The sequence below is a fragment of the Gammaproteobacteria bacterium genome (genome assembly GCA_013697705.1).
GTDB lineage: Bacteria > Pseudomonadota > Gammaproteobacteria > UBA6002 > UBA6002 > UBA6002.
Genome location: JACCWJ010000021.1, coordinates 40,909 through 58,966, shown reverse-complemented (window position 1 = coordinate 58,966; position 18,058 = coordinate 40,909). Strand labels below are relative to the sequence as shown.

Annotated in this window: 16 protein-coding genes, 1 other RNA gene and 1 pseudogene; 9 read left to right on the top strand and 9 right to left on the bottom strand. The window is 38.9% G+C overall.

Annotated elements, in window-relative coordinates; genetic code table 11:
* Positions 1–4 precede the first annotated feature (4 nt).
* The gene (gene hrcA / locus H0U71_03905; protein ID MBA2654196.1) at positions 5–1,057 is read right to left on the bottom strand and encodes a heat-inducible transcription repressor HrcA; all 1,053 of its coding nucleotides are present in this window, start codon (positions 1,055–1,057) and stop codon (positions 5–7) included.
* A 202-nt stretch (positions 1,058–1,259) separates the two neighbouring features.
* Between hrcA and H0U71_03900 the strand changes: the two genes are divergently transcribed.
* Positions 1,260–2,138, top strand: a complete 879-nt coding sequence (locus tag H0U71_03900; protein MBA2654195.1) for an NAD(+) kinase — start codon at positions 1,260–1,262, stop codon at positions 2,136–2,138.
* Entirely contained in the window at positions 2,138–3,802 is a 1,665-nt protein-coding gene (gene recN / locus H0U71_03895) for a DNA repair protein RecN (protein MBA2654194.1), read from the top strand. Before H0U71_03900 ends, recN begins: the two co-directional genes overlap by 1 nt.
* Here recN and fur read toward each other — a convergent pair whose 3' ends face one another.
* Positions 3,803–4,222, bottom strand: a complete 420-nt coding sequence (fur, locus tag H0U71_03890; protein MBA2654193.1) for a ferric iron uptake transcriptional regulator — start codon at positions 4,220–4,222, stop codon at positions 3,803–3,805.
* Positions 4,223–4,290: 68 nt separating this feature from the next.
* On the opposite strand from fur, the gene H0U71_03885 reads away from it, so the two are divergent.
* On the top strand, positions 4,291–4,617 hold the full coding sequence (locus tag H0U71_03885) for an outer membrane protein assembly factor BamE (GenBank protein MBA2654192.1): 327 nt from the start codon (positions 4,291–4,293) through the stop codon (positions 4,615–4,617).
* 28 nt (positions 4,618–4,645) lie between these two features.
* On the opposite strand, the gene H0U71_03880 is transcribed toward H0U71_03885, so the two are convergent.
* On the bottom strand, positions 4,646–4,918 hold the full coding sequence (locus tag H0U71_03880) for an RnfH family protein (protein ID MBA2654191.1): 273 nt from the start codon (positions 4,916–4,918) through the stop codon (positions 4,646–4,648).
* Positions 4,899–5,342, bottom strand: coding sequence for a type II toxin-antitoxin system RatA family toxin (locus tag H0U71_03875; GenBank protein MBA2654190.1), 444 nt, complete (start codon positions 5,340–5,342; stop codon positions 4,899–4,901). Before H0U71_03875 ends, H0U71_03880 begins: the two co-directional genes overlap by 20 nt.
* Before the next feature lie 56 nt (positions 5,343–5,398).
* On the opposite strand from H0U71_03875, the gene smpB reads away from it, so the two are divergent.
* Together smpB and ssrA are read left to right on the top strand one after the other, a co-directional pair.
* Positions 5,399–5,887 (top strand): SsrA-binding protein SmpB, encoded by a 489-nt coding sequence (smpB, locus tag H0U71_03870; protein MBA2654189.1) that lies wholly within the window; start codon positions 5,399–5,401, stop codon positions 5,885–5,887.
* Positions 5,888–5,948: 61 nt separating this feature from the next.
* Positions 5,949–6,311, top strand: a transfer-messenger RNA (tmRNA) gene (gene ssrA / locus H0U71_03865).
* A gap of 50 nt (positions 6,312–6,361) precedes the next feature.
* On the opposite strand, the gene H0U71_03860 is transcribed toward ssrA, so the two are convergent.
* The 3 genes and pseudogenes from H0U71_03860 to H0U71_03850 form a co-directional block, all read right to left on the bottom strand.
* Positions 6,362–6,601, bottom strand: coding sequence for an SDR family NAD(P)-dependent oxidoreductase (locus tag H0U71_03860; protein MBA2654188.1), 240 nt, complete (start codon positions 6,599–6,601; stop codon positions 6,362–6,364).
* 234 nt (positions 6,602–6,835) lie between these two features.
* A pseudogene (locus tag H0U71_03855) lies at positions 6,836–7,101 on the bottom strand (AAA family ATPase).
* 234 nt (positions 7,102–7,335) lie between these two features.
* Positions 7,336–8,592 (bottom strand): hypothetical protein, encoded by a 1,257-nt coding sequence (locus H0U71_03850; GenBank protein ID MBA2654187.1) that lies wholly within the window; start codon positions 8,590–8,592, stop codon positions 7,336–7,338.
* Positions 8,593–8,742: 150 nt separating this feature from the next.
* On the opposite strand from H0U71_03850, the gene bla reads away from it, so the two are divergent.
* Positions 8,743–9,657 (top strand): class A beta-lactamase, encoded by a 915-nt coding sequence (gene bla, locus H0U71_03845; protein ID MBA2654186.1) that lies wholly within the window; start codon positions 8,743–8,745, stop codon positions 9,655–9,657.
* A gap of 32 nt (positions 9,658–9,689) precedes the next feature.
* On the opposite strand, the gene H0U71_03840 is transcribed toward bla, so the two are convergent.
* Together H0U71_03840 and H0U71_03835 are read right to left on the bottom strand one after the other, a co-directional pair.
* Positions 9,690–14,939, bottom strand: a complete 5,250-nt coding sequence (locus H0U71_03840) for an AAA family ATPase (protein MBA2654185.1) — start codon at positions 14,937–14,939, stop codon at positions 9,690–9,692.
* Positions 14,940–15,120: 181 nt separating this feature from the next.
* Positions 15,121–16,320, bottom strand: a complete 1,200-nt coding sequence (locus H0U71_03835) for a trypsin-like peptidase domain-containing protein (GenBank protein ID MBA2654184.1) — start codon at positions 16,318–16,320, stop codon at positions 15,121–15,123.
* 348 nt (positions 16,321–16,668) lie between these two features.
* Between H0U71_03835 and H0U71_03830 the strand changes: the two genes are divergently transcribed.
* The 3 genes from H0U71_03830 to H0U71_03820 all read left to right on the top strand — a co-directional run bounded on the left by H0U71_03830 (position 16,669) and on the right by H0U71_03820 (position 18,050).
* Positions 16,669–16,815 (top strand): hypothetical protein, encoded by a 147-nt coding sequence (locus H0U71_03830; GenBank protein ID MBA2654183.1) that lies wholly within the window; start codon positions 16,669–16,671, stop codon positions 16,813–16,815.
* Positions 16,816–16,933: 118 nt separating this feature from the next.
* On the top strand, positions 16,934–17,164 hold the full coding sequence (locus H0U71_03825) for an exodeoxyribonuclease VII small subunit (GenBank protein ID MBA2654182.1): 231 nt from the start codon (positions 16,934–16,936) through the stop codon (positions 17,162–17,164).
* A 1-nt stretch (position 17,165) separates the two neighbouring features.
* Positions 17,166–18,050: a polyprenyl synthetase family protein gene (locus H0U71_03820; GenBank protein MBA2654181.1), complete on the top strand. Its 885-nt coding sequence runs from the start codon at positions 17,166–17,168 to the stop codon at positions 18,048–18,050.
* The last annotated feature ends 8 nt before the right edge of the window (positions 18,051–18,058 follow it).

Here is an 18,058-nt window from a genome sequence, read left to right as displayed (position 1 = left end):
TGCACTACTCAGGTGAAGTCAAACGATCCTTTAAGATTGAGCTAAGCAGCTTGGCGGTGATATCTACCGCAGAAATCACCTGCTGATAATTCATGCGTGTAGGCCCGATGACTCCAAGCACCCCTAGCACCTTCTCCCCTACAGCATAGGGAGCTGTGATTAAGCTACACCCATCAAACACCTCATAGCCGGATTCTTGCCCAATAAAAATCTGTATCCCCTCAGTGCGAATACACTGATCGAGTAAATGTAAAATATCATGTTTTCTTGAAAAAACGTCAAATAGCATGCGTAGCTGACCCACGCCATTCTCTTCTGCTATTTTCAATAGATTCGATTCCCCCGCGATAACATAGTCTTCTTGTTGTTTTTGAAGGTTTTTTTCTGCCACATCAAATACCGTATGCATTATTTGATCCATGCATTGGTGATCAGTGCGCATTTCATTTAGGAGAGCCTGACGAATTTCTATAAGATTCTTGCCTATGTAGTGCATCATTAGAAAATTGGCTGCTTGCTGTAATTCAGATTCAGAATATTCTTTGTCTGTTTGGATAATTAGATTTTGAACCTCTTGCTCATTCAATACCAATATCACTAGAACCCTATTATGGGAAAGGGGCAAAAATTCAATATGACGAAATGTAATTTGCTCATGTCTTGGTATCGTCACAATACCCGTCAATCGAGTAAGACTTGAGATCAAGTTTGAAGCAGATTCGATGAGCTCTTGTTCGCTGGTATGGGCATTGAGATGGAATGGCGCCCCTTCCCCTTCTTTACAATTTGAATCATTTTGAACTCGCAGTAGATTATTAACGAATAACCGGTAACCCATCACTGTGGGCACACGCCCAGCAGAGGTATGCGGTGAACTCAAATACCCCGCCTCTTCTAGTTCTGCCAGAATATTACGGATAGTTGCCGAGCTTAATGATAAGGAAGCCTCTTCCTCAGAAATTGTCTTAGAACCAACGGGCTGCCCTTCCCTAATGTATCTAGCAATCAAAGCGCCCAGAATTCGTTGCGATCTTTCATTTAATGGGTTTTTGTTCATATTTTGTTTTCGTAGTTATGTGGTTCTAAATTTGTAGTTGAAAATCTGGGTAGAGATTCGATCAAACAAACGATATTATACTGAATTAATTAACTGGCAATTAATGCTAAAACATCTCAAGGACGATTTATCCAAGGAGCCAACTCTAATGGTAACATATGAGGATATTATTTTGGAAAGCACTCATGATATGGATGTTTTAATGAAACCAAAAAAATCTAAGTTCAGGAAAGTAGCTTTATTAGGACGCCAACGGGTTGAAGGGATTGAAGAGACTCTTCTAGCACTGAAAGACTATTTATTAAACTATCCTATTGAAGTGGTATTAGAGCCTGATACGGCCGAACTCATCCCTGATGCCAATGTACCTATCTACCCCAAAGATTTACTTTGCAAAAATTGCGATTTAATCATTGTAGTAGGCGGCGATGGCAGCATGCTCAATGCCGCGCATATAGCGGTTGAGTATAATTTACCCGTATTAGGCATCAATAGAGGCAGATTAGGATTTTTAACCGATATCCGTCCAGATGAGTTACAAAAAGTGGATGAAGTGTTATCAGGGCAATATCTTGAGGAAGAGCGTTTTCTTTTAGAAGCAAAAATTATTCATCCAGATGGCGAAATTTTAGAAACTATTGCTCTCAATGACGTGGTGCTATTGCCGGGAAATATTGCTCATATGATCGAATTCGAAGTTCATATTAATAATCAAATGATATGTTACCAAAGGGCTGATGGAATCATTGTGGCTACCCCAACCGGGTCCACCGCCTATGCACTTTCAGGAGGAGGCCCTATTCTTCACCCGCAACTGGACGCGATAGTGTTAGTTCCTATGTTTCCCCATACGCTAAGTAGCCGACCTATCGTAGTAAAAGGTGATAGTGAAATTAAGATAATCCTAGCGCCTTCTAACGAAGCCTGTCCCCGCGTAAGTTGTGATGGTCAAGATAGAATTCCTTTAGCACCCGGGGGTCAAATTACAATTAAAAAAATGGGCAGAGCCTTGCGCCTTATTCATCCCCTAGATTACAACTACTTCCAAACACTAAGAGAAAAATTGGGCTGGGAAGGGTAATGCTGACCCATCTTCATATTCAAAACTTCATCATTATAGATAAACTTAATCTTGATTTTGAGGCTGGACTCACTGTGCTCACTGGAGAAACAGGTGCCGGCAAATCAATTATTATTGACGCACTCTCGTTGATACTGGGTGGACGTGCTGATAGCGCACTAATAGGGCCTTGCGCAGATAAATGTGATTTAAGTGCTTGTTTTGATATAGAGACGATTCCTACGGCCCAAGCCTGGTTAATTGAGCGTGAGTATGCAGCTGAAGGATCAGAGTGCATTCTACGAAGAGTTCTGCATAAAGATGGAAAATCACGACAATTTATTAATGGGTACAATTGCACATTACAACAGCTTAAAGAATTTCTTCCTTTTCTAATAAATATTCACAGTCAAAATCAACAGCAATTACTTACCAAACGCAGTTATCAGCGAGACCTTATTGACAGCTTTAATCACGAGACCACGCTTTGTGATCAGACCAAAATAGCGTATCAACAATGGTCAGAAAATCAAAAAGAAATGGAGCGGGTATCCCACCTACAAAACAATACCGAGGTACAACAAGAGCTTTTGGAATATCAAATCAAGGAATTTGAAAAAGAGGCTATTGTGGCTGGCGAATATGAACTACTCGACGCAGAACAAAGAACGCTCGCAAATGCGGAACAATCAATTAAAAATTGCCAAGCCGCATTAGAGCAGCTCTCAGAAATTGAAAAAAGTTCAGCACAAGCTCGCCTATATCAAGCCCAAAACCATTTACAAAGCCTACAATATTCTGATGAAAAAATTGCGGGAGTCAGCGATTTAATTAATCATTCAATCATTCATTTAGAGGAAGCCACCAATGAGCTCAAGGCTTACCTCAATCAATTAGAAGTTAACCCTGAACGATTAACCATTATTGAACGTCGGCTCTCCAGAATCCATGAATTGGCGCGCAAATATCAGACACCCGCTCCTCAATTGCATCTTGTCTATACTCAATTAGCTACCCAACTTTCAGAGCTTACAGAGGCTAACCTCCATTACGAAACTTTAGAGAAAAAAGCCCATGAATTGCGCGCTTTATATTTGGAAGTGGCCCAAAAACTTCATGCTAGCCGCGAAAAAGCTGCGCATCTACTCAACAAACAAATTAGCCAACAAATACAAAAACTTGGGATGCCCGGAGGACAGTTTAACGTCCTGATCAGTTTAAGAGACGACATCTCCCCTCATGGGATAGATGATATAGAGTTTTTAGTTGCAACTAATCCCGGGCAAACCCTGCAACCACTTACTAAAGTAGCCTCAGGCGGAGAAATATCACGCATAGCCCTCGCCATTTATGTTGCAACAGCCCAGAAAAAAACAACACCTGTTTTGATCTTCGATGAAGTGGATGTGGGTATTGGGGGAAGCACAGCGGCAATCGTGGGAAATTTATTGAAGTCCCTAGGTAAATCCGCTCAAGTAATTTGCATCACCCATCTCCCCCAAGTTGCCGCATACGGCGACAATCACTTGCGGGTTCAAAAAGAAACCATAAAAAAGCAGACGGAAACAACTATTGTAGAATTAAAAGGAGAAACAAGAATAAAAGAAATTGCGCGTATGTTGGGCGGCATAACCATTACAGAGAAAACATTAGCTCACGCACAAGAATTAATTGACTGTGAATAATTACCTTTTACCAGAATGGCACTTTTTACAGACCCCATAAATAGTTAAACTATGATCTGTCATGATGAAGTCTGATTGCAGGGCAATATCCTCTTGTCTTTTTTCAATGACCTCATCGATGAATTCATCGACTCGCCCACATTTAACACACACCAAATGATCATGGTGCTCGCCTTGTTCAATTTCAAAAACAGCATGATCTCCTTCAAAATTGTGACGTTTAACAAGGCCCGCGGTTTCAAACTGAGTTAAAACCCTATAGACCGTGGCCAGCCCTACGTCATCTCCTGACTCAAGAAGGGTCTTATAAACGTCTTCTGCACTCATATGATGCGGATCCGCTTTCTCTAATATTTCTAGAATCTTGAGCCTAGGCAGAGTAACCTTTAGCCCTGCATTTTTAAGATCTTGATTATCCAATAAAATCCCCTTTTAAAAAAAAATAAAATTCGCTATCATAGCTTAAATTACTGCCAAGGCTAATCAAGATGAAAACAAAAATTATAACCTTTTTATCCGCTACGTGTATTGTTTTCACGTTGACTGCGTGCACACAAACAACCTGGTTATACCGAGTGAATGTGCAGCAAGGCAATATTGTCACAGCAGATATGATTCACCAACTACACCTAGGAATGACTAAGGACGCCGTCACCGACCTTATCGGACCCCCCGTTCTAATGGATACCTTCAACGACAACCGTTGGACTTACATTTATACTTACAAACCTGGAAGAGGCAAGTACGTAGAAAGACGGGTAGTCATCTATTTTAAAAATGATCGAATTAGCCATTTATCAACACACAACATATAAATTTCGCCCCTTTTCGAAAGAATAGGGGTTACGTCTTAGCGCGCAATAATCGTAATTGATTGGGAGTCATGACTAAGGGTCGATATATCTCGATTCGGTCATTCTCTGCCACAATACAGTCCAACGCAACTTTCTTGCTGAAGATACCCACATTATTACTGAGCACTAACTCCGGAAATTGATCCAGGATTCCCGATGCCATAATTGCTGTGATAACTGTACTCCCCTTGGGAATTAATACTGTTAAAAGCAATTGCTGCTCGGGTAGAGCATAGGCAATTTCAACTCTGATTGTTTCCATAGACCTCTGATGCTCGTTTAGAAAATGCGTCTACCAGGGAGTTTGCCACTTGATTAAAAACTGCGCCAAAAGCCATGCCTAGAATTTTGTTAGCCAGCTCGAATTCAAGATCGAGTTTGACCATGCAATGGGTATCTTCGTGATGCTCAAATCGCCAAAAGCCCTCAAGATGTTTAAAAGGCCCATCTATAAGACGCATTTCAATCATTTTATTTTTTTGAAGACGATTACAGGTCGTAAAAGATTTATTAAACCCACCCCCTTCAAAAGACAAGGTAGCATGTATTTCATCCTCATCCCGACTGTGCACTACGGTCTGTTTACACCACGGCACGAAGTCCGGGTAATCTTCGATGGCATTGACTAACTTATACATTTCTTCTGCGGTATGAGGTACTATTGCACTTCGCTGGATGATAGTCATAACTCTAACTCTTGATTAAGGTTAACATTTCTGCACAAAGTTATAGAGTCTAACTTATGAACACGAAAATTAAAAAAAAATCTGACAATAGTCGTTCTATCTCTGTAAATAAAAAAGCTTTTCATGATTATCATATCGAGCAACGCTTCGAAGCGGGTCTGGTGTTAGAAGGATGGGAAGTTAAAAGTATCCGAGCAGGACGATTGCAGCTAAGAGATAGTTATGTCATTCTCAAAAAAGGTGAAGCGTGGCTAATTGGTTTTCATATCAGTCCGCTGCAGACTGTTAGCACCCATATTACCCCGGACCCCTTGCGTACCCGAAAATTGCTGCTGCATGCTAAAGAATTACGCACCCTCATCGGCTCGGTCCAACGCAAAGGCTACACCTTAACTGCGCTCTCCCTCTACTGGAAAAATAATCGTGTAAAGCTTGAAATTGGTTTGGCAAAAGGCAAAAAAGACTACGATAAGCGTGAAAGCCTAAAACAGCGCGATTGGGATAGAGAAAAACAGCGCACCGCAAAAATAAGCCGCCTAAGTTAATAACTAAGAGGTAGTAATGCCCAGGCACGCTTGCTATACTTAATAGGTTAGGTAGAAGCTTGGGGGCGACAGGCTTCGACGTGGATATCAAAGCCTAAGGTGCATGTCGAGCAGGTAACTCCACCTCGTAAAACTGAGTTGCAAATAAAGTAACTGCAAACGATAGTAAATATCAAGTAGCCGTAGCTGCTTAAAAACCAGCTCCTACCCATTGCCAAAGCTTGTTTATGGGCTTTGACCAGTGGTAATAGCACATAAAATCGCAATTAACTCTGTCTCAGGTTAATTGTTAAATTCTTGGCTCGCTTATTGTTCTTCCTGCCTTGTCGGAAAGCAATGAGTTAAATTGAAGACAAGTCTAAACATGTAGATGTCTCAGGTCTAGAATTTGCGGACGCGGGTTCGATTCCCGCCGCCTCCACCAATGTATAAATAATGACTAGCCTAACATGCTGGTCATTTGTCTATGCGATCTCAGTTATTATTTTTATTAAGATTATCTATGTCTTTTTGTAATGTTAAATCCGCATAAATAGCACGCGCTGATCCACCATCTTTGTTAATCTCATCACATGCATCATTTAATTTATCTTCATCATTAGAAGTTAATATAACTCGCACACCTTCTTTAGCAAGCTGCATTGCGACTTCTTTACCGATACCTTGGCTGGCACCAGTGATCAATGCTGATTTTCTGTTTAAGTGTAATTGCATTAAGTATTCTCATTATTATTGTTTTTAATTTAGAATCTATATATTTGTCCTACAGCAGATAGTACAACAATATTATCACCAAATTTATTACCTAAAGCGCTCACTACTCGGAATCTAGTGCAATGTGCAGATATTATTATAAAGTAATCATATCTATACTTTAAATTAGAGTTAAATATCATATTAAATCAAGCAAACGATGTATATTGCCGATTAGGTAAAAAGGAATAGAAGCTAAGGTAAAACATAAACCGACATCGAGAAAAATTGCTTTGAAATATCTTTCCCTGATTTCTGCTGGTCAATATTGTTGGATGAAAAGAGGTGGGTGTAGGACGGATTTTTTTCAAAATTAAGCTTTATTAACTGCTTTCCAGCCTTTTGAGCAAGGTGCCTAATTAACCATGTTTTGCCACCTTGCCTTGTACCACGGATACCAATGGTTTTCGATCGGATGAACTAAGCCAGTTTTCTAGAGATGTTAATAGGATTCTTTCCATTTGTGTCCAAATATAAAAAATGTCGTCTATTGGATTATAAATCTTAATGATATTAAGTCATCAAAACATGGGGCTGTTTTGATGGGTAGCCCAATAAAATAGACGGTTGTTTTAGTTGGATGCCTTACACGGAATATTCTCGTAGCGTTTAGCAATTGGAGAGCGCATTGACTGATTCAAAAGATTCCTCCACCGGTATGCCGGTGAGATTTCTTGAATCAGTCAATGTAATACTTATTGGTTATAATTAAAGCCTTGTTGTTGATTCAGTTGCTGCAAAACATCCTCTTCATTTCCTAGATTAATACCGTCTACTTGTGCCTGGGTTAAATTTTTTGCTTGCTCTATGGTAAGTCGTTCTTCTTGAATCAAAATAAAAATTCGCTCTTCTCCTAACCGAAGATGCTGATAACCCGTTAACTCTAAAGCTTCTGGCACTGACATTAACTCCTTTGAAATGAGAGGTTGAGTACATACAAGCCGATCAAGTTCTACTTGGGAGAAATTTTTTGCTTTATCTATGGTAAGTCGTTGTTCTTGAATTAAAGTAAAAATTTCCTTGTGTCCCAATGAACAATGCTGGACACCTGTTAATGCTAAAGCCTCCAGCACAGACATTAACTCATTTGAAATGAGGGGTTGAGTACATACAAGCTGACCATGTTCCACGTCGGATAGATTTTTTGCTCGCTCTAGGGTAAGTCGTTGTTCTTGAATCAGTGTAAAAATCTCCTTGTGCCCCAACGAAAGATGCTGGTCACCTGTTAATGCTAAAGCCTCTGGCACTGTCATTAACCCATTTGAAATAAGAGGTTGAGTACAAACAAGCCGATTACGTTCTACTTGGGATAATGCTGCGGCTGCTGCATTAGTCAGTAGGTTAGCCTGAATCAAAATCTGTATCCTAACTGGGATTAAATGAACTCGGAACTGCACACCTTGGAAAAAAGCGGGGTTGTGGTGCGCGCTGTGGCTTGCCGGTGCTAATTGATCTTGAGGTAAATCCAATTCTCTTCGCCAAGCAGTCTGTCTAATTATATGCGTTTCTGACGCTGCTCTTGTCTCTTTTTGTGCTGCTATCACTTCTTGCTTGCCTTCACTTAGAACAACAATCCCAGCATTAATAATTTCTTCGATGATTATTTTGAAATCATTTGCACTAATACTGCCTAGCGAAGCGAAATAATGAGACAACGCATCTCTGATGCCATACTCTTGGTATTTCACTGGATTATTAAAGCAGAGATCATTAATCAACTTTAATGCACGCACAAACTCAAGGTTAGCTTGCTTTGCTTTACCCATTAAATGTGGGTTATATAGCCTATCAAGTGATTGTAAAAAAGCCTGACAATCTTGACTGAGCGCTCTTTGTAAGTACAACACCTTGGTCCCTAAATCAAAGGCTTGATCATCTCGAATAGTTTCAAAATAAATACCTTTATCACCAACTAAGCTATCTAATAATTCACGCTGCATAATATTTGGCATAATTCCCTCATTAATGTTTTAATCTATATGCTCTATTTTTAGAGGAAATTTAATAGAATTCGATTTTACTAAGCGATAAGTATGATACAGAAATTCACCTTAAAATCGACAAATTTCAGATACCATAGACAAAATCATTAAGGCGACAGCATGAAATCATCTTGGATTAAATACTTTTTATTAACATTAGCAATTCTGTCTGGCGGTTACTATGCAATCTTATTTGCTAACACTAGGAATAATGAATCTCGCCAAATAAATAAAAAATTTGAAACGCTGGAGACATCTTTAGACGGTCGAATTGGCGTATATGCAATCAATACCGCTAATAATCAATCTATTCAATACCGTGCTGTAGAGCGTTTCCCTATTCAAAGTACCTTCAAAATAATGGCAATTTCAGCCATTTTAAAACAGAGCGCAACCAACCCTCACATACTTAAACAAAAAATGACTTATACCACACAAGATTTGGTTTATTGGTCACCCATTACAGAAAAACATGTAGCGGAAGGAATGACTATTTCTGAACTATGTGCAGCCACCATGATGTACCGTGATAATACAGCAACTAATCTCATCATCAAAAAACTAGGCGGGCCCGGCGCGGTCAATGCTTATGCTCGATCAATTAATGATGAGACATTTCGAATAGACAGTTTGGAACCCAATTTAAATTCAGACCCAATGCAGTTGCGCGATACTTCTACGCCGACAGCGATGGAAAATAGCTTACAAAAAATAATACTGGGCAATGTTTTACCCTCATTCCAGCAGAAGCAATTAATAACTTGGATGAAAGGCAACACCACTGGAGATGCGCGCATCCGCGCTGGTGTACCAAAAGGGTGGATTGTTGCGGATAAAACAGGCGCGAGCAATGAATACGGAATATCGAATGATATCGGAATAATTTGGCCACCAAATTGTGCTCCGATTGTGGTTGTTATATATTCGGTACACCATACAAAAGATGCCTCTCGTCGCGATGACATACTGGCAGCAGCAACACGTATCATCATCGATGGATTTACCAAAACTGATTCTCGTCTTAAAGAAGGCTGAACTGTTCAGCCTCTAGAGAGTCAATCATTGACTTAGAAACCTAGATTTTGCTCAACGCTTTTTAATAGCAACTCAATAACTTCATCATCGGGATCTTCCTTGTGACAGTCGAGCAATAGAGTTCTTGCTTCCTTGTAATCACCGTCATTATAGTATTGAACTGCTTGTTCATAGCGAGAGAGCGTGGCAAATCTTTTTTCCTTAAGATGTTCAGGTAACCCATCGAGAACTTCCCATATTAAATTCTCAGATTGTTTACCTCTAAGCTTAACTTTGCCAATAAAGCGTAACGAATACTTCTGAGCATCCTGCAATTTTATTCTGGTTTGCTCGCTAATTAATAACGTGGTGTTATACGTCTTGTTTAAATTTTCTATGCGTGAGGCAGTATTCACGGTATCACTTATGACGGTTCCATCCATACGTTTACTACTGCCTACTGTGCCTAACATACAAAGTCCGGTGCTAATACCAATTCCCCCTGCCAACGCAATATTATGTTGAGAATTAAAATGGATGAGTTTGTCTTGTATTTCAATAGCAGCATTAACCGCATCGTCTGCATTTCGGGGAAATAACGCCATGATTGCGTCCCCAATAAACTTATCTATAAACCCGTTATGTTGAGTGATAATAGGCTCTACATAACTTAAGTATTGATTGAGTAGATCAAACACATACGCTACATTTTGTTGCTCAGTTAAGGTAGTAAAGCCGCGAATATCGGTGAATAAAACGGTAATATTTTTTTGAATACTATCACCTAATTTCACCGATGACAGATCTTCTTTTCCTAATAATTCCAAAAACTGTTTTGGAACAAATCGTTCAAAATTATAATAAAGGCGAGCATTTTCAATTGATATCGCTATTTGAGAGGATAATACTTTTAAAAACTCCAGACGTTGCGGTGTAAACGCGGCTGTTGACATATTATTTTCGAAATATAAAATTCCAAGCAATCTTCCTTGATAAAGGATAGGGAAACATAATACTGACTTGGGCGCTTGTTTAATAATGTACATATCCCGCATGAATTGTTTTACTTCAGACGCATTATCAAGCAGCAGGCTTTCATGCGTACTATTTACATATTGAATAATCGTTAACGGCAACTCCAACTGATCTGACTCTAAAGGAATAGACTGCATCAAAGAAAGTATTTTTTGTTGGGAATTGAATTCACCTTCTACCATCAACTTATCATTTTGTTGATAGAGCAAGACGCATCTTTCCGCTCCGATATTCTCAGTAAGAATCTCCAATAATCTAGCAATCAATTTTGGAAGAACGATTTCACTTGCGATAGTAACCGAAGCCTTCATAGCAGAACCGTAATCTAATTCATCGGTCTTATAGGTCTTAGAGGTAAGGGCAGATAAAAAACCAAATAAATGTGGCTGCAGCAATGCTTTCGCCAGCCAAGGATAATCCGTTTTTAGCTGATCCAATTTTGCAGTGGCTCCCCACAGAGAATAACTATAAAAGGCATCAAACAAATAAATTTTCCCCACTTTTTCCTTGTTTGATTGAAAATAAAACTTGGCAGTCAGCTCCTTTGCCAAAGCCTCATCATTTATAAACTCATTTTCGTGAGCAAATTGAATTGCATCCTCATAGTAATCAAGTGCTTTTTCATAGTTACCTTTTATTCTATAGAGCTCTGCTTTAACGAGACAATATTTATGCCGATAATTCATAGGCGCTGATTTTGCCAGTTTACCCAGATTATAAAGATTCATTGCAATGCGGACTCGGACTTTTAGCTTGTCAGTCAATTTCATTTCTGGATACACTGCAATATCAGTTAACAAGGCATAAAACAAATAAATGGGATAGTGAAAACAGGATAATAATACTTTGGCATAGGGTTTTTCTTGATTAATAAACTGCACCGCCGAATCCATGTCGCCAAACAAATACGCCATCATTAATTTATGAATATAAAGAAAAGCCAAACCCAAAATATCTTGATTGGCAAGATGGAGCGGCACTTGTTCGTTCTCATTGTAAAAGGGACCAGTAAAACTAGAGGGGGAGCCGCTATTTTTCCCTAAAAGATTAGTCATCAGCTGTAAATGGATTAAATGATAGGTGACCATTTTGAAATCTTTATTGAATTTCATCATGTATTCAGCAGTTTTATTCGAATGGTCTGCCACTGTTTGAAGGTGGTCTGACCCAAAAAGATAAACGGCACTCGGAAAAGATAATCCATAAATAGCATACTCTAAATCACCCACTTCCAAGCCGCTATAATATGCATCCTTTAAAAGATCAACATCATCTTTGTAATAATTTTTTAAATGGCTAACGAAAAAATAATAGGTAAACAATATTTTCGCCTGATACGCTTTGGCTTCAAATTTTGGAATCAGTTCAATAGCCAATTTTGCGAATTTATAAGCACCTTCGTAATCTCGTAAAATACCGCCGAGAACAATCGCATAACACATAAAACTATAGGGAGTAAATTCAGAGACGCCATACTTAACAGTAATGCGAAATACTTCAGAAAAAAGTATAATAGAAAGTTCGGGTTGGGCCTGAAAACTAGGCGCCGCAAGATCTAACATAATTTGCTGTATTGCCTTCATCTTATCGTTTTTTAGTGTGGGCAGATTCATCACCTCTTCGGGCTTCACTTTGCGACTTGCAAGTCTAGCCCTAATCACTGCGCGTATCACTTGAAGGTTGCCAGGATGAAATGGCAGATTATAATTCATTTTTTTTAAAAACTGCTGTCCAACTCTAATTGCATCCGTTAAATTACCCCGCGCTATTTCAGCCGATATTTTTATACGATAGATTTTAGTCAAATCAAGTATCGACCTGGCTTTGCTGATCACCACATCATTAAAAAACTGCATTTTTTCATAGTTAGCCAAAAAGCTATTAACTTCCGCCGCTTCCGTATATAGACTTAAGGCTATATCATATCGGTCATTCCAATCACTCTCTTTTAGTAGCGAAATACCCGTTTCTAGATAGTAGGAAGCTTGCTCAAAAGCCTGTGAGTGTTTAGCCTTAATTCCTGCTTTAAGATTAAGTGTTACTAATTCATATTTTTCATTTTCGTCAGTAATTAAATGTATCCCGCGGTTAAAATGATCTGCAATAGCAATAACTTTATTTTCAAGCTCACTCTCTAAGGTGACATTTTTAAGTAACCGCCCAATTCTAAGATTGATCTCACCTTTCTTTTCTGCGCTTATTTTTTCATAAATTACTTCACGAATTTTTTCATGCGCGAACCGATAGACGGTTCCTGACCCTTCCGTTTCCATCGCATAGCGATAGTTATCATTTAAGGGAATCAAATAATTTTCCCGTAGTGCTTCATCCAACAATTGCGCGGTTTCATGCTCCGAACGATTTAACAGGGTAGCCGTTGTCTTTAAGTCAAACATGTTTCCTAAACATGAAGCATAATTTAATGCAATACGAGAATGTTCATTCAATGCATCCAACCTTGCCAACAATAACTCCAAGACATTGTCAGCAACTGACTGCTCGTTAATCATTGAGACATCCCATGTCCATCTGCCTTTAGCCGTTTCAAAATATATAATCTTTTTGTTATACAGAACTTTTATCAGTTGATTAAGGAAAAATGGATTGCCACTTGTTTTTGTATAGCAAATTTCTGCCAGCGCTTTAACCTCTTCTTTTTCAGTATGCAAGGTGTCGGCGATTAATTGTGATACCGCTTCAAGACTTAAAGGTTTCAACTGAATTTTATAGAGAGGCAGCTCTCGCTCAACACGATTTAAAATTAGCTTGAAGGGATGCCCCTCATCCACCTCATTGTCTCTATAACAAAAAACATAAAATAGGTAGCCGGTGGTTTGGAGTAACAATACCTCTAATAGCTTAAATGAAATACTATCAGCCCACTGAATATCATCCCAAAAAATAACAAAGGGATGTTCCTTTTGTGCTAAAACTTGCACCACATTTTTAATGACATATAAAAATCGACTTTCGGCAGCAGCCGGATCCAGCTCCATCAGTGGCGGTTGTTTTCCGATGATTAATTCCATCGAGGGAGCATGCTCAATGAGTATTTGACCATTCTCCCCTACTGCACCCAGTATTTTGTTTTTCCATTCAGCACGCTGCTCAAAACTCTCGGTCAATACTTGGTCGACATAATCTTGCAACATTCGACTCAAAGCTAAACAGGGGAGATTTCTCTGAAATTGATCAAATTTTCCCTGAATCAAATAACCCCTTTTTGCCACAATAGATTTATAAAGTTCATTAATTAAAGTAGATTTACCAATCCCTGCATAGCCTGAAATAACGGCCACCTCACGACTACTTAAACAAACGTTTTCAAAAACATTCATCAACGTTTTTATTTCTTCTTCTCGTCCATATAATTTTTGCGGCAGCTCAAATCCTGAAATTAAATCTTTTTTACCCACGTCAAATGTGTCAATCGTGCCGCGTTTTCTTAATTCACGCAGACAATGCAGGAGATCATATTTAATACCATATTCTGTTTGGTAACGATCTTCAGCCTTCTTAGCGATTAACTTCATAATAATGGCGGAAAGCATTTCGGGGATTTCATTATTAATTTCATGAGGAGGCACTGGTATCTTGACGATATGCTGATGAATCAATTCCAACGGATCTTCTGAATCGAACGGCAGCTGCCCTGTCAACATTTGATATGCTGTAATTCCTAGAGAGTAGAAGTCACTGCGATGATCGATCAATCGGTTCATCCTACCTGTCTGCTCAGGCGACAAATATGACAAGGTACCTTCCAGCATATTGATATTTTTGTGATCCACATTTTCATGAGAAAGATTACTTGCGATACCAAAATCTATAATTTGTAATTTATTGCTTTGTGGATTCCAGACAATATTAAATGGATTAATGTCTTTGTGTACGATACCTTTTTTATGAACTTGCTCCAAAGCGGAAACAATATTAATAGTCAAATCCAAAAAGTCGAAAACATTAAAGGTTTTCTTGGCAATATAATAGGCTAGTGTTTGGCCTTGTATATCCTCAAAAACCATCATCCATGAATCATAATATTTTTTTAATTCATAAACCTTTGGTACACAGGTTAACATTTCCAAATTTGTCATGGTGCGTGCTTCGTGTTTGAAGGCCGCAACTTTTTCGAAGGGGGGGTTTTCCATATTCAAAATTTTGACAATTACGGGCAAATTATCAGGCTCTCGTTTACCTCTTAAAACAAGTGTCATATCACCTTCGTAGATTTGCTCTGTAATTTCGTATCCTGGTATGGCAATCATTCATTAATCCTAGATAACAGTTAACAATAGGATTTCTACGGTTACGCCCTATTCAATTAAGTATAGTACTCGAGGAATTTTCAATTTGTGGGAGTAGCCTTTAGCCTTTGATCGTGAGAGCTTATGAGGTTAACAATCACTTTACAGTAGGCTACAGCGCCCGATTTTAACCTCGCTTAAGTTATTTCTTCTCAGTTGCTGGAGTTTCGGAAGGTTTATTAACTTTACAGTTTTGGTCATACGCCTCAATAGCCTCTTTAAAGCCTTCCAAACTATATGCTGTTTTAGCATAACCCTGTACTGTCATCCCATCTTCATATTTGATTTCAAAATTGGAGGATTGGAGTAATTTATTCTTGGTATCTTCTGGCAACTTGGTAACTAAGAGCGGATATCGACTATTTTCATCTCGCACCCCTACTAATTCATATTTTTTCTTATCGAAAAAGAGGAAATTTTTAGAGTAGCTCGGGCTTTGATCTTGATCGCCATAAAAAGCTGTGTTCATTATTTGGAAGTTCTTGGTCAAATTGGTAGAGTTGGGAAAAATTAAAATAATGCCGGGTTTTTCAGGATACCAAATAGCAGACCCCGCGGCTTCACCGAACTCATTTTTGCCGGTCAATAACACAAAGCACTTTTGATTATATTGGTAGAGGGTAAGGTTCCCTTTACCATATGTACCGATTTTTTTAATGGCTTTGGGATTCTCAGGAGAGGACGGGGCGGCTTGCGTTGTCTCTTTTGCGTTTGCTAGCACTTTCGGGAAAAGAATTTGAGTTATCCACTCTGTAGGCAGGGCAAAGGCAATATTTTTACTATGCCTATCAACACTATTTGTTATGCCCACGAGTTGACCTTGTTGATCAAAAAGTCCGCCGCCGCTTGAACCGAAAGAGACAGAAGCGTCGGTTTGCAGAATGTAGCCACCGCGATCTTTTCTTTTATTAGAAATAATCCCTTGTGAAATTGATTTTTCTAAACCTTCTGGATTACCTACTGCGTAGACCTGTTCTCCGACTTTAACATCTTGTGAACTACGGATTTTTACGGGCTCAAACTTAACGCCGGGCACCTCTACAAAACAGATATCTCGATTAACGTCTCTAAAAAAGATAGTGCCTAGCTTAAATTCTTTTTCAATTACTATGCCTAAATAGTTTCCTGTTAAAGCAACATGGCAATTAGTTGCCAAAATATGATCCGTCACTGCAATAGCACTACCTAATGACTCAGGAGATTTATCATAGAAATTAACTGTATATATGGTGTATACAGATTTATTGACCTTCTTATAAATCTCTTCAGCATTTAAGGCATACGCGTTGTATGACATCGCCGTCATTACTAATGCTGAAACAAATAAGCGAACCTTTTTCATTTTTTTATCCTTTACAATCTCTACTTGATTACTATAGCAAAGCTATTTGGCGTCAATTAATGGTTTTATCAGGAAACAGGGGGTTAAAAAGCTATAAATTGGCATTAAATGGAGGGATTTTAAAAAAAAGGTAGAGGAAAGAGGAGGTTGCGCTTAAATCGCTCGAAAGCGAACATTTTTAAGATAAGATGCCATTCTCGCCCCAAAAAACCTTAAGATATAATGAAATTGGCTAAAAAATGAACAATATGGCAATTATCCTACAAGTCTTTATTTATATAGCTGACATACCCACCCTTGCTTCTTTGTTAAGCTTGATTTTTAGTAGATTTTAATGAGGTGACACATATGTTCGGCCATTTACCAGAAGCGATAAAACAACAAGTATTATATTACTTGCAAAATGACAATTTTCGCGCAGCTAAAGAAATTTATGATACATGGTTACACGATAATACTGTTGATAATATCGTAAAGAGAGAAACTAGCCAATAATCCACGTTCTTGCTCACGAATCTCACTGCCTAGATAACATTTCATTTCATCAAACTCGTTGTTACAGCAAAAAATCAGTATAATGCCTTTTTGGATTTACCATTGAACAGAGGTAATTATGGCCAGCGACACGTTTAATTTTGAAAAAGCATTGGAAGACCTCAACCAAATTGTTGATAAAATGGAACAAGGCGGTCTCTCTTTAGAAGAATCCCTCTTACATTTTGAAAAAGGCATAGGCCTGACTCGTAGATGCCAGGTTGCACTGCAAGAGGCAGAGCAAAAGGTCCAAATTTTAATGGAAAAAAATGGCGAACTCGCCTTACACGAATATAAATCTGAAGATTAAAATGAACTTCAAAAGCTACCTGGAAGAACGTCAACAACGTATAAACTCATTTCTTGAGAGTCACCTGCCTAGTCCACAACTTGAACCTCAACATTTACATCAAGCCATGCAGTATTCTGTCTTAAATGGAGGCAAACGTATTAGACCCTTATTGGTCTATGCAACGGGAGAGGCCCTGGGAGCAGACCTTGATCTGTTGGATTACGCCGCGTGCTCTGTCGAGCTTATACATGCTTATTCTTTAGTACATGATGACTTACCCGCGATGGACAATGATGACCTAAGACGTGGCAAGCCAACTTGTCATAAGGCTTTTGACGAGGCTACGGCAATTTTAACAGGGGATGCACTCCAAACCCTGGCCTTTGAAATAGTGGCCGCCCCAGCAGGGTTGGAAGCCGATATACGCTTGGCCATGGTAAGTTGTTTAGCTAAAGCCTCTGGTTCCCGAGGTATGGCAGGCGGTCAAGCCATGGATCTTAAAGCCACAGGCCAAGCACTTGATAAAGCTCAATTACAGACAATTCATCACCATAAAACGGGTGCCCTTATTACTGCTTGCATTCAATTAGCTGCGTTAACCGCACATTTAAAAGAAGGCTGGGTGCTCGACACTTTATTGAAATTCTCAAATTACATTGGACTTTGTTTTCAGATTCAAGATGATATTCTCGACTCTGAAGGATCCACCCAAATTCTAGGTAAAAGAATTGGCACTGATCATGCCAATAAAAAGGCAACTTTCACCACAATGCAAGGCCTTAAACAAGCTAAGGAAAGTTTGCTTTTTTTTTACGAGGAAGCGCTTAATTCGTTAACTCCATTTGGACAAAACATGCATTCTCTCAGGTCACTTGCCGAATTTATCATCCTGAGAAATCACTAAGGTATTAC

Excerpts from the sequence above, each read along its gene's own strand:
- H0U71_03820 (MBA2654181.1), top strand. The coding sequence starts at position 17,166 with ATGAACTTCAAAAGCTACCTGGAAGAACGTCAACAACGTATAAACTCA.
- H0U71_03885 (MBA2654192.1), top strand. The coding sequence starts at position 4,291 with ATGAAAACAAAAATTATAACCTTTTTATCCGCTACGTGTATTGTTTTC.
- H0U71_03840 (MBA2654185.1), bottom strand. The coding sequence starts at position 14,939 with ATGATTGCCATACCAGGATACGAAATTACAGAGCAAATCTACGAAGGT.
- H0U71_03825 (MBA2654182.1), top strand. The coding sequence starts at position 16,934 with ATGGCCAGCGACACGTTTAATTTTGAAAAAGCATTGGAAGACCTCAAC.
- hrcA (MBA2654196.1), bottom strand. The coding sequence starts at position 1,057 with ATGAACAAAAACCCATTAAATGAAAGATCGCAACGAATTCTGGGCGCT.
- H0U71_03875 (MBA2654190.1), bottom strand. The coding sequence starts at position 5,342 with ATGACTATCATCCAGCGAAGTGCAATAGTACCTCATACCGCAGAAGAA.
- H0U71_03880 (MBA2654191.1), bottom strand. The coding sequence starts at position 4,918 with ATGGAAACAATCAGAGTTGAAATTGCCTATGCTCTACCCGAGCAGCAA.
- recN (MBA2654194.1), top strand. The coding sequence starts at position 2,138 with ATGCTGACCCATCTTCATATTCAAAACTTCATCATTATAGATAAACTT.
- H0U71_03900 (MBA2654195.1), top strand. The coding sequence starts at position 1,260 with ATGAAACCAAAAAAATCTAAGTTCAGGAAAGTAGCTTTATTAGGACGC.
- H0U71_03835 (MBA2654184.1), bottom strand. The coding sequence starts at position 16,320 with ATGAAAAAGGTTCGCTTATTTGTTTCAGCATTAGTAATGACGGCGATG.
- H0U71_03830 (MBA2654183.1), top strand. The coding sequence starts at position 16,669 with ATGTTCGGCCATTTACCAGAAGCGATAAAACAACAAGTATTATATTAC.
- H0U71_03850 (MBA2654187.1), bottom strand. The coding sequence starts at position 8,592 with ATGCCAAATATTATGCAGCGTGAATTATTAGATAGCTTAGTTGGTGAT.
- bla (MBA2654186.1), top strand. The coding sequence starts at position 8,743 with ATGAAATCATCTTGGATTAAATACTTTTTATTAACATTAGCAATTCTG.
- H0U71_03860 (MBA2654188.1), bottom strand. The coding sequence starts at position 6,601 with ATGCAATTACACTTAAACAGAAAATCAGCATTGATCACTGGTGCCAGC.
- smpB (MBA2654189.1), top strand. The coding sequence starts at position 5,399 with ATGAACACGAAAATTAAAAAAAAATCTGACAATAGTCGTTCTATCTCT.